The following is a 9481-nucleotide window of genomic DNA, read 5'->3' as shown; positions in this document are numbered from 1 at the left end:
CAACCGCAAGGCGGGTTACGGGCTCGGCGGGGCCAGCTGGATGCGCTGCGCATCGCGGGGCACCACCAGCTGCTCGGCATTCGGATTGAGTTCGTCGATCTGCTTGTTCAGCACCGAGGCGAAGCACAGCCAGGCGAGATAAGGCACCATCAGCCAGGCCGCCAGCGACCGGATCCGCCCGAACACGATCGTCGTGGCAAAGGCCGCCACGAATACGCCGACGAGCAGGTAGAATGCGCCCGAAACCTGATGCATGCGGAAGAAATAGATCGGCCAGGCAAGGTTGAGGCCCAGCTGGACGAAGAACAGGAGCACCGCGAGGCCGCGCAGACGGGCGCCCCGCGCCGTGACCACGACGGTCAGCGCGAGCCCCATCATCACGTAGAGAATCGACCAGGCAATGCCGAACGCCGCGCCCGGCGGCTGCGCTTCGGGCTTGATCAGCGCCTGAAACCAGCGATTCTCCTCACCCGATCCCGAAAAATTGCTGACTCCAAAGCCAAGCAGCACAACCAGCGGAACAAACAGCAGCGCCCAGCGCAGAAAGGCGAGACGGAGCTGACCGGGAGAGGCGATTTCATTCATCGAAGCGAATTCTCCTGCCCGCAAAAGGGCTTGACCCTTCGCATATCGGATTCGTTTGACGCATGCCAGCGCGGTTTACCAAGGAAATCCGTGCCGCTTCGGGTCAGCAGCTGCGCCCCTTCTGTGCCGCGACAAGGAATTCGATATTGCCGCTCGGTCCCGTAATCGGGCTTTGCGTCAGCCCGGTGACAGGCCAGTCGATGCTTTCCAGCCAGTGCATCACCCGGTCGCACACCGCCTGGTGCAGTTCGGGATCGCGCACCACCCCGCCCTTGCCGATCTGGTCCCTGCCCACTTCGAACTGCGGCTTGATCAGCGCGGCCAGCCACGCGCCTGCCTTCGCGAAGGACATTGGTACCGGCAGCACCTTGTCGAGCGCGATGAAGCTCGCATCGCACACCACGATATCGATCCGCCGCGTGATATGCGCATCTGTGAGGATGCGTGCGCTGGTCTGCTCGTGGACGGTGACACGGTCGTCCTGGCGCAGCTTCCATGCGAGCTGATTGGTGCCGCTGTCGACCGCGAACACATGCGCCGCGCCGCGCGTCAGCAGCACATCGGTAAAGCCGCCGGTGGACGATCCTACATCGATCGCGGTCATGCCGGTCACATCGATGCCAAAATGGTCGAGCGCATGCGCAAGCTTGATGCCGCCGCGCGACACCCAGGGATGATCACGCCCGCGCACCTCGATCGCGGCATCGCTCAGCACCGTCTCGCCCGCCTTGGCGACCTTGCGCTCGCCCGCGAACACCAGCCCCGCCAGGATCAGCGCCTGTGCGCGCGAACGGCTCTCGGCGAGCCCGCGATCGACCAGCAACTGATCGACCCGCGCCTTGCGCGGCTTGTCCGGAGATGGGCGGGGGTTCTGCTCTGCCATGGGGCCGGTTCTTAACCGCGCACACGACGTTTTGCGAGCGCGAGATGATTACCCGGAAAAAATTGAATTACAAGACTTGCGATGGCCCCGGCGATGATTCACATAAGGGGTGCAAGGAATACAGATCGTCAGAAACCCCAGTAAAACCGGGTTTTTGCGAATGGCCCTTCACTTGGTTTCAACATAGCGAAAGGAGGTGATCCGATGTCTCATGGTTCAGCAAGAGGGTCGGTCAAGTCCATTCGGAGTGTTCGCGGCTGATAGCCTTCTGCCCTTTGGTCAGGGCAGGCGCTTGAAGAAGCGCGACATACATTCCGAAGGCGGCACTTCCGGCCGCTGACCATGTGATGGGCCGCGCAGGGAGCTGTGACTCCCGGCGGCCCCTCTCATATATTGTGAAGCCCTGTGCGTTGAAGCGACATGCTCCGCCGGAGTTTTGTTTTTTCCTCAAATCAATGGCTGTTCGGCATGCCAGAATGCTCTCTCCCCTTAAGGGGAGAGATGCGAAGGCTTATCAGCTTGGCTGATTAGCCGTAGCTGAGAGGGGCCTGCGTAGAGCACTCCCCCCTCCCAAACCCTCCCCCCTGAAGGGGAGAGGGCTTACCACACCGCGCGACGAACAAGACGAAGCTCCCCTCCCTGCAAGGGAGGGGCAGGGGGTGGGTAAGCGCCCACAGCGCGCCAGCTAGGTTGAATCCAGACGCCTGTTAGGGGACAAGAGTGATCGGAGTGCCGGGATTGCTCGGCATTAGGTGGGCCAACGTGGGATGACTGGCGGAAATCCGGGGCATTCATGGGGTCTCCCAAAAATTTGGCGCTTTGGGGCGTTGTCTAGAGTCGATGGTTAATTAGACAACGCCCGGACAGGTTAGGTTGGAGTCGGCCGGGTTTCCAGCGACAATCCTTCAAGGCTCTCTTAAGCGTCAATAAGTGGCCTTTAATCGGGCCTTCAGGCCGCGTCGCCCTCGCCTATCGTGGCGTCGATCACCGGCAAAGCTGCATCTGGAAGTGGGACCGGCCAGGTCCCAGAAAGCGACTGGCTCGAAAAGCCGATGATTCCGAGAGATCGGCGGCGGCGGCGCGCTGCAAAGATGAACGGAAGTGGGACGATCATTCCGCCGGTAAGAGTTGCTCGATCTGCGCCGGGTCGGAGATAATGGTAACCCCGCAGGTATCCTGATCCATTGCACCCCAGACCGTTTCAACGTTCATTCCGCCAAAGCCATTCTCAGCACGATAAACCATCTTAATCGGCCGGTTGTTAGTGCGCAGCAAAGGCCCGACTTCCGTCGATGAATGCTCGAAGGAAGTGGGGTTCCGCAACCCGGTTTTGACCTGATCGACTAGACCGGTGTGTGATCCATCCCAAGCGCTCAAACAGTGAAAGCCCTTTGCGCGCTCGGCGGCACGCCGTGCTGCCGTATCAATGGCGGCCTGCGCGCGCTCAGCATCTTCCTGCGCGACTTCGGCTGCCTCGGCAGGACCATGGTTCTCTCGTCCCCCAGCAAAGGTGAGGCCGACCCATACGATCACGGCCAGCAAACCCAGCCCTGCACCGTAAAGCAGCGGCGATGCGAATTCCGATTGCACCTTCTTGCTCATGTGCCCTCCGAGGGTTCGGTCACGTTCGTAATAGCGGATATCGTCGTGCATTTACACCTGGGCGTCATTGGTCGCTAGGCTCCGGCAAGAATCCGATCTTTTCGCTGTTGAGCTTCGAAGGCGCGCGCGCAGTCTTGCCGTGGCCGTAGCTACCCAGGTCAACCACGTTGCCGGCGAGCACTGAAACCGCACTGTAAATGGCCTCCCGTTCGCGCAGGCTCAGCGCATTCAGCATGGTCAGCAGCGATTGCTCCTGAAACCCCAGGGTGCCGTCGGATCGCTTGCCGGTAAAGACATAACTGAGGTCAACGCCAAGGTCCCCCAGGATCGCCAGATACACGGCGTTGCAGCTGGTACGCCCGGCCTCATAGGCCGACTGGCTGTTTTTATGGACTCCGGCCTTCTCGGAGAAGTCAGCGAGACCGAGCCCGAGCCTCAACCGCTCGTCCCTGATGCGCTGGCCGATCGTTTCAAGCACCGACATTACCGGACCTCCAATATGCGAGAACGGCAATGGCGCACATGATCGTGTGAGCAAAATCCAAAAAGATGTTTGCAAAGCACATAATCATGTGCGATATCCAATATCGTGTAACAGAATGTTGGATTCACAAAACATGCTCCATCAGTCGCTCCATCCCGAGGACATCAAGGCCGCAATCCGAAAACGATACGGCTCGGTCAAAAAGTTCCAAAAGCTCAAGGGTTTGCCGCCCACGTCCGTGAGCGATCTGTTTCGCGGGCGACCCAGCCGCAGGGTGAGCGAGGCTGTCGAGCAGGCAGTGCAAGAATCCATGGAAATGGAAAATAGCGCCAAGCTGGTGCCAGCGCACTCTCTAAATCGGGGGGGCAAATAGACATGGCCCCCGACACGATCATCGAGATCGATCCGAATGCTGTCGAACGCGGCGAGCGGATTGGGCTGTATTGGCATGACAAGGCGGCAGCGCTTGGCGCGCTGATGGCGCGCGACGGGCAGAATGATCCGATCAAGGTCCGCCCTGGCCGCAAGGGCGGCAAGCCTTTCATTCTAGTCGCTGGCCTGCATCGCCTGGAGGGCGCGAAGCGGGCCGACCTGGCGACGGTCAAGGCCATCATCGTCGAGGGTGACGAGCTGCAGCTCCGCCTGATCGAGGCGTCCGAGAACATGCATCGCCGGGACTTCGGGCCGATCGAGAAAGCGTTGTTCGTTCGGGCTCTGGCCGATGTCTACGAGGCGCAGTTTCGCGCGGCGCATCCGGAAGGAACCCAGCAGCAGATTGCAGCCAGGGCACGCTGGGAAGCAGAAAAAGACCGCGTCCAGCATAGCGCCGAAACGCTCGCTAGCCTTGAAGCTGAAAATGCGGGGGAAACGATTTCCCACGCATATGGCTGGGTCCAGACTACTGCCGAGGCGCTGGGCATGACCTCGCGCTCGCTGCGCGACTATCTGTTGATCCACCGCCAGATCATCGCGCCGCTGCCCGACCATTACGAAGACCTTGCCCGTCACCCGATCGGGCAGAAGCGCAAGAGCGTCATGGAGCTCGCCGAGATCGGCGATCTCGACAATCGCCGCGCGGTGATCGACTGCCTGCTCGAATATCCGCTCGGCCTGACGATCGCCCAGGCGAAGGAAATCGTCGGGATCAGGGAAGCGAAGCTCGGTCAGTCGCCGTTACCGAAGGGTCCCGTTGATCGGGTGTTTTCTAATCTCAATCGCTGGTCGTCGAACGACTGGACAAGCGCAGCTCCGCAAATCGCCGCAGCAGTGCCAGACAAAGCACTGGATGCAATCTGCGATGCTTTGCTTGCCGAGCGCAAGGCTCGCCAGGGAGGCCAGAAGTGAGCCTTTCATCTGCACAGACCGAATGGTTTCAGTCAGCACCTATGCACTGGCAGCACGAAGCGCGGCGGCGCTTTGAGGCGATCAGCTTCTTCGCCGAAGCTCGTGCGCTGGGGGTGCCGCTCGCGGCGAAGCTGGCTGCCCATGGCTATGGCTATAGCGATAGGAGCATCCAACGCTGGGCTCGATCAGCTGCCGTTTGCGGCCCTGATCTTGCTGTATTCCTTCTTTGCCCGCGCAATGAGTCCTCGATGCGGCCGCTCGATCTCGCACCCTATCAGATCGAGGGAGGCAAGGCATGAACGACGGTCGCCCTGCCACGCTCCGCGAGAGCCTGAAATTCTGGGGCCTGATGACCCTGGCGGCGCTTCCCGGCACCGTCGCCTATGTCACCATCGCCTGGCACGCGGGGTGGCTGTCATGAAGCGCTGGCTGCCATCTGGCTACATCACCGAGTGCACTCATTGCGACAGCGCAGGCGAGGCCGAGGGCTATGCGGTCTATATCTCCTGGGGCCGTTGGATATTCGAGTTCTCGATCGCGCGGAGGGCACGATGAAGCGCTGCTCCGCCACTCATTGCCGCGCGCCTGTCGCCAAGGGCCAGCTGTTCTGCGGTGCGCACTGGGCGCAGGTGCCCGAGCGGACGCGCAGGGCGATCCACGGCGCGTGGCGTGCCCGCGATACACAGGCTTATGCCGAGGCGTTCGACGCCGCCCGCAACGCGATCGACCTAGCCGATGGCACCTTCGAAGACGTGATGGCCCCGCCACCGTCGCGCTGGATCGTGCCGCAGCATCTGGGGGCAGCACGATGACCCGCGCCGAACGCGAGAAGCTGGTCTGGTCGCTCGGCTATGTCGAGGCGCTGGTGCGCGCGATGCCGTGGATCAGCGCCATGGGCGAAGTGCAGCTGTCGCTGGGCGCGACGGTTCGTGGCGGCGAAGTCGGCCTCAATCTGCGCATCGCTGGCGTGTCCGCCGTGGTCACCCATGAAGAGGGTGAGGAGAAGCTGCTGCCCGCCTGGATCAAGGCGGCAAAGCAGAGCCTGCAGCGGGAGAGCGCATCATGATGACCCAGCGCGAACAGCGGGTGATGGAGCTGCATGATCGCGGGTTTCGCAACGGCGAGATCGCGCTGCTGCTCGACATCAAGCCGTTCACGGTCGGCACGATCGTGAGCAGGTACGGCATCAGCAACAGCGGGTTCGAAGATCGCATCCGCAAGGGCAGCCGAGAGCTGCGCAAGGCGATCGAGCGCGCCCATCCCGAGAAGAAGATGGAGTTCCGCGTATGAGCTGCACTCCCCAAGAAACACGGGTCATGGACCTGTGGGACAACGGCTTCACCAAGGCGCACATTGCTGCTGCCCTGAACATCAAGCCGAAGAAAGTCGACAGCATCGTTTCCGATTTGAGCGGTCGCGATGACCAACGCGTCGAGGAAGCCAGCATTCGCGCCGGATCGGCCAAGCTGCTCGCCGCTATCCGACAGGTGCAGGCATGAGCGGCGGCGAGCTTTCCAGCGCCGCGACTCGGCATCCGTGGGACTGGTATGTCGACGAGTCCTGGTGCGCCGAGAAGCTGATCGAGACGCTGCAGGGTCCGCTCTGCGGCTGCTACGAGAACTGGTTTGGCGATGACCTGATCTGGGACCCCTGCTGCGGCATGGGCAATACCCTGCGCCCGTTCATCGCTCGCGGCCACTGGGTCGCCGGGTCGGACATCGAGGCGCGCACCAGCGACCCGTTGTTCCTGTTCGAGCATGACTTTCTTGGCAACCAAGCCAGCCTGCTCGACGCGCGTGAGAACAAGTCGATCGTCTTCAACCCGCCCTATTCGGTGCAGGGCGGGCGCAAGGTCAAGGGCCTGGCCGAGAAGTTCATCCGCAAGGCGATTGCGTTGAAGGCCAACACGATCGCGGCTCTGCTGCCGGTCAAATGGCTGGCGAGCGAGGGGCGGCACAAGCTGTTCAACGAGCATCCGCCGCGCTTCATCCTGATCCTGTCGGAGCGCCCCTCGATGCCGCCGGGCGATGTCGTCGAGGCGCTGGGCGAGAACGCCTTCCGTCACGGCAAGGTCGATTTCATGTGGGTGGTCTGGGAGCGTTTTGCCGAGACCGAGCCGGGTGAAACCCGAACGATCTGGATCGAGCCGCGCCCCAAGACCCTGAAGGTGCACAAGTGATGGGCGCGCAGGGCGACAAGTGGCGGGCGCATCGGCGGACGTTCGAGCTGGCCGTCGCGCACGGGATCACGCTGCGCGAGGCCAAGGCCATGCTGCGCCGCGACGCCCGCGAGCTGGCCCAGCAGCGCATGCAGCAGACCCGCCGCGCGATCGCCCAGGCGACGCCGCCTGCGCCGATCGAGCCGCCCTGCAGCGCCCCTCACGAAGACTTCGACGCCCCCTGGATGATGAGGAACTGATGATGCGCGAATCCCGTCCCAATATCCGCCGTGCTAGGGGCATCACCGCCGATACCGTCCGGGCGCTGCTCGGCATGATCCACGCGGGCACCGATGCCGCCTATCTACCGCTTGAGCGGATCAAGCTCGCCGATCAGGTCAAGGGCAGCCTGCCCGCGCGCCGCATCGACCCCGCTGACGTGCCCGCATGCATGCGGCCCGACTGCGATTCCTACCCGGAAAAGCCGGTCTTCTCGGGCTTCGATCGCGCGACCAGCGAGGCGGAATTTACTGTCCCTGCAATCCGCGGACGCCAGGGCTTCGTCATCGTCGACGAGGCCGCATCTTTCCCATCCGTCCCACAGTCTGAACCCCCTCGTGGCTGTGACGACGGGGCGCGGTCGGCTCTTCGCGATCCCGAGCCGACCGCGCCATCCCTTCCTGCAGATGCCGAGGAGCCTGCCCATGCTGCCGCTGACCCCGAAGAACGTCGCGCTGGCGGCGAGCATGACCGGGTTGGACAGGCCGGGGCCGATCAGGGCGAACCAAAAGGACGAGCTGATGACAGCGACCGCGCGCCTCGCGTCGTTTCTCGATCGGCTCGACCAGGAGCTGCCACCCGACCTGCTCGCCCGGATGCAGAGCGAGACGCCGCAGCGCCCGAGCTGAAGGTCGATCGGCTTGCGATGATCCGCAAGATCGCAGGTCAGCTCGATTTGCGCCCGGCGACTGCACCGAGCGCACCCATCCAGGCCCGCCCGATCGCCGCCCCGCGCAACCCGCGCAAGCCCGCACCGGCGCTGCGGGCCGATCCGATCGCCGAGCGCCAAGCGCGGCTGGACGCCGCCATCCGATTCCTGAAGGCGCGCTGCATCCTGGTCGACTGCACCGACCGCAGCGCCATGGTCCGCCGCTATCGGGTCAGCGGCAAGCGCGAGCCGATGCAGGCCGAGCAGGTGATCGAGCACGCGCGCGATCTGGGCATGGGGGAGCACGGCTGATGCCGATCGATCCCCGTATCCAACTGGCGCTCGACATGCCGCTCACCGAAAGGCCGAGCATCCGGCTGGTCAGCGGCAAGCGCAAGCGCAAGAGCGGTTATGCCGCGCAGCCTGGCACCGGTCCTGCTGGCGAAAAGTGCAAGACCTGCCGCCACATTCGCCGCGTCCAAGGCGGGGCGAAAACCTTCCCGAAATGCGCCCTGATCCGTTGGACCAAGGGACCCGGCACCGACATCAAGGTCAACGCACCGGCATGCTCCCGTTGGGCACCGCAGGAGCCTGCGCGCCCGTGACCCGCAAGCGCCGCCCTTCCTTTGACAGCAGCCAGCTGGGCTTCAGTTTTGAAGTTCCTAAGCCTGCAACCAAGCCCGCCGATCTGGCTGGTCTCGGTGCCATGACAGCGGCTGGCGTCAGTATGGTCTTGAAGGGCGATCCGCGCTCGCGGCAAGAGATTGCAGGCGCGATGTCAGCCTTACTGGACGAGGAAGTCTCGGCACTGATGCTCGATGCTTATGCGTCCGAGGCGCGTGGCAACCATAACATTCCCTTCCACCGGGCCTTGGCACTGATCGCAGTGACGGGGCGCATTGATGTCATCGATCCGCTGATGCGCCGGATCGGCGCGGCTCTGGTGGTTGGGGATGAAATGATCCTGACAGAGATGGGCAACATCGACCGGCAGGTGGCGGAGCTGAAGGCCCGCCAGCGAATGCTCGCAACAATAGCAAAACCGATGAAGAGGGGCGGACGTTGATCCAGTCAGGCACAAAGACGTGGTTCACCGCAGCAGAGCTGGCCGAGCTGGCCCTGCCCGGACTGCCGCGCATCAAGCGCAAGGTGAACGAGCGCGCCGCAGACGAGCGCTGGGCGCTGGCGGTGGACAGCCGGGGCGCTCCGCTGGCGCGCCCGCGCGCTGGCCGGGGCGGCGGTCTCGAATATTCGATCCGCATCCTGCCGGCGATCGCGCGGGCCGAGCTGGTCCGGCGCGGCATCTCGATCGACGGGCAGGTCCACGCCTCGCCCGACGACGCATCGGGCATCGCGGCATCGCAGCTGTGGAGCTGGTATGAGGCGCAGAACGCCAAGACCAGGGCCGAGGCCGAGCGCCGCCTGGACGCGGTGCAGCGGATCGAGCGCTATGAGGCGGCGGGCGTGACCCGATCGATGGCGGTGATGCGTTCGTGA

Annotated in this window: 17 protein-coding genes; 13 read left to right on the top strand and 4 right to left on the bottom strand. The window is 63.4% G+C overall.

What is annotated here, in order from left to right; translation table 11 throughout:
* Positions 1–15 precede the first annotated feature (15 nt).
* The 4 genes from C7451_RS00445 to C7451_RS00430 form a co-directional block, all read right to left on the bottom strand.
* Positions 16–585, bottom strand: coding sequence for a TspO/MBR family protein (locus tag C7451_RS00445; RefSeq protein ID WP_110297021.1), 570 nt, complete (start codon positions 583–585; stop codon positions 16–18).
* 103 nt (positions 586–688) lie between these two features.
* Complete coding sequence (locus tag C7451_RS00440; protein ID WP_110297020.1) at positions 689–1468, bottom strand: TlyA family RNA methyltransferase; 780 nt, start codon at positions 1466–1468, stop codon at positions 689–691.
* Between the two features lie 1110 nt (positions 1469–2578).
* Positions 2579–3121 carry a hypothetical protein gene (locus C7451_RS00435; RefSeq protein WP_110297019.1) on the bottom strand — a complete coding sequence of 181 codons (543 nt, stop codon included), beginning with the start codon at positions 3119–3121 and terminating at the stop codon, positions 2579–2581.
* Between the two features lie 13 nt (positions 3122–3134).
* Positions 3135–3554: a helix-turn-helix domain-containing protein gene (locus C7451_RS00430; protein WP_110297018.1), complete on the bottom strand. Its 420-nt coding sequence runs from the start codon at positions 3552–3554 to the stop codon at positions 3135–3137.
* A 375-nt stretch (positions 3555–3929) separates the two neighbouring features.
* Between C7451_RS00430 and C7451_RS00420 the strand changes: the two genes are divergently transcribed.
* From C7451_RS00420 to C7451_RS00365, 13 genes are all read left to right on the top strand, one after another.
* Positions 3930–4898 (top strand): ParB/RepB/Spo0J family partition protein, encoded by a 969-nt coding sequence (locus C7451_RS00420; protein ID WP_110297016.1) that lies wholly within the window; start codon positions 3930–3932, stop codon positions 4896–4898.
* On the top strand, positions 4895–5197 hold the full coding sequence (locus C7451_RS00415; protein ID WP_146215261.1) for a hypothetical protein: 303 nt from the start codon (positions 4895–4897) through the stop codon (positions 5195–5197). The genes C7451_RS00420 and C7451_RS00415 overlap by 4 nt, the downstream gene beginning before the upstream one ends.
* Positions 5194–5319 (top strand): hypothetical protein, encoded by a 126-nt coding sequence (locus tag C7451_RS20360; protein ID WP_279629478.1) that lies wholly within the window; start codon positions 5194–5196, stop codon positions 5317–5319. Before C7451_RS00415 ends, C7451_RS20360 begins: the two co-directional genes overlap by 4 nt.
* Before the next feature lie 130 nt (positions 5320–5449).
* A complete protein-coding gene (locus tag C7451_RS00410) occupies positions 5450–5710 on the top strand; it encodes a hypothetical protein (protein ID WP_110297014.1) in 261 nt (86 codons plus the stop codon).
* Entirely contained in the window at positions 5707–5964 is a 258-nt protein-coding gene (locus tag C7451_RS00405; RefSeq protein ID WP_110297013.1) for a hypothetical protein, read from the top strand. Before C7451_RS00410 ends, C7451_RS00405 begins: the two co-directional genes overlap by 4 nt.
* Positions 5961–6188 carry a helix-turn-helix domain-containing protein gene (locus C7451_RS00400; protein WP_146215260.1) on the top strand — a complete coding sequence of 76 codons (228 nt, stop codon included), beginning with the start codon at positions 5961–5963 and terminating at the stop codon, positions 6186–6188. The genes C7451_RS00405 and C7451_RS00400 overlap by 4 nt, the downstream gene beginning before the upstream one ends.
* Positions 6185–6397, top strand: a complete 213-nt coding sequence (locus tag C7451_RS00395) for a helix-turn-helix domain-containing protein (RefSeq protein ID WP_167398380.1) — start codon at positions 6185–6187, stop codon at positions 6395–6397. Before C7451_RS00400 ends, C7451_RS00395 begins: the two co-directional genes overlap by 4 nt.
* Entirely contained in the window at positions 6394–7077 is a 684-nt protein-coding gene (locus C7451_RS00390) for a TRM11 family methyltransferase (RefSeq protein WP_110297010.1), read from the top strand. The genes C7451_RS00395 and C7451_RS00390 overlap by 4 nt, the downstream gene beginning before the upstream one ends.
* On the top strand, positions 7077–7316 hold the full coding sequence (locus C7451_RS00385) for a hypothetical protein (protein ID WP_110297009.1): 240 nt from the start codon (positions 7077–7079) through the stop codon (positions 7314–7316). Before C7451_RS00390 ends, C7451_RS00385 begins: the two co-directional genes overlap by 1 nt.
* Positions 7316–8296: a prolipoprotein diacylglyceryl transferase gene (locus tag C7451_RS00380; RefSeq protein ID WP_110297008.1), complete on the top strand. Its 981-nt coding sequence runs from the start codon at positions 7316–7318 to the stop codon at positions 8294–8296. Before C7451_RS00385 ends, C7451_RS00380 begins: the two co-directional genes overlap by 1 nt.
* A complete protein-coding gene (locus tag C7451_RS00375) occupies positions 8296–8589 on the top strand; it encodes a hypothetical protein (protein WP_110297007.1) in 294 nt (97 codons plus the stop codon). Before C7451_RS00380 ends, C7451_RS00375 begins: the two co-directional genes overlap by 1 nt.
* A complete protein-coding gene (locus C7451_RS00370) occupies positions 8586–9050 on the top strand; it encodes a hypothetical protein (RefSeq protein ID WP_110297006.1) in 465 nt (154 codons plus the stop codon). Before C7451_RS00375 ends, C7451_RS00370 begins: the two co-directional genes overlap by 4 nt.
* Entirely contained in the window at positions 9047–9481 is a 435-nt protein-coding gene (locus C7451_RS00365; protein ID WP_110297005.1) for a DNA-binding protein, read from the top strand. The genes C7451_RS00370 and C7451_RS00365 overlap by 4 nt, the downstream gene beginning before the upstream one ends.

It is taken from the genome of Blastomonas natatoria (assembly GCF_003201955.1).
Lineage (GTDB): Bacteria > Pseudomonadota > Alphaproteobacteria > Sphingomonadales > Sphingomonadaceae > Blastomonas > Blastomonas natatoria.
Note: the sequence above shows the minus strand (reverse complement) of the source record. Positions and strands in the feature narration are given on the sequence as shown.

Bases quoted from the DNA above. Each gene is read 5' to 3' on its own strand.
- C7451_RS00440 (WP_110297020.1), bottom strand. From the start codon at position 1,468: ATGGCAGAGCAGAACCCCCGCCCATCTCCGGACAAGCCGCGCAAGGCG.
- C7451_RS00420 (WP_110297016.1), top strand. From the start codon at position 3,930: ATGGCCCCCGACACGATCATCGAGATCGATCCGAATGCTGTCGAACGC.
- C7451_RS20360 (WP_279629478.1), top strand. From the start codon at position 5,194: ATGAACGACGGTCGCCCTGCCACGCTCCGCGAGAGCCTGAAATTCTGG.
- C7451_RS00375 (WP_110297007.1), top strand. From the start codon at position 8,296: ATGCCGATCGATCCCCGTATCCAACTGGCGCTCGACATGCCGCTCACC.
- C7451_RS00410 (WP_110297014.1), top strand. From the start codon at position 5,450: ATGAAGCGCTGCTCCGCCACTCATTGCCGCGCGCCTGTCGCCAAGGGC.
- C7451_RS00405 (WP_110297013.1), top strand. From the start codon at position 5,707: ATGACCCGCGCCGAACGCGAGAAGCTGGTCTGGTCGCTCGGCTATGTC.
- C7451_RS00400 (WP_146215260.1), top strand. From the start codon at position 5,961: ATGATGACCCAGCGCGAACAGCGGGTGATGGAGCTGCATGATCGCGGG.
- C7451_RS00380 (WP_110297008.1), top strand. From the start codon at position 7,316: ATGATGCGCGAATCCCGTCCCAATATCCGCCGTGCTAGGGGCATCACC.
- C7451_RS00390 (WP_110297010.1), top strand. From the start codon at position 6,394: ATGAGCGGCGGCGAGCTTTCCAGCGCCGCGACTCGGCATCCGTGGGAC.
- C7451_RS00445 (WP_110297021.1), bottom strand. From the start codon at position 585: ATGAATGAAATCGCCTCTCCCGGTCAGCTCCGTCTCGCCTTTCTGCGC.
- C7451_RS00430 (WP_110297018.1), bottom strand. From the start codon at position 3,554: ATGTCGGTGCTTGAAACGATCGGCCAGCGCATCAGGGACGAGCGGTTG.
- C7451_RS00435 (WP_110297019.1), bottom strand. From the start codon at position 3,121: ATGCACGACGATATCCGCTATTACGAACGTGACCGAACCCTCGGAGGG.
- C7451_RS00385 (WP_110297009.1), top strand. From the start codon at position 7,077: ATGGGCGCGCAGGGCGACAAGTGGCGGGCGCATCGGCGGACGTTCGAG.
- C7451_RS00395 (WP_167398380.1), top strand. From the start codon at position 6,185: ATGAGCTGCACTCCCCAAGAAACACGGGTCATGGACCTGTGGGACAAC.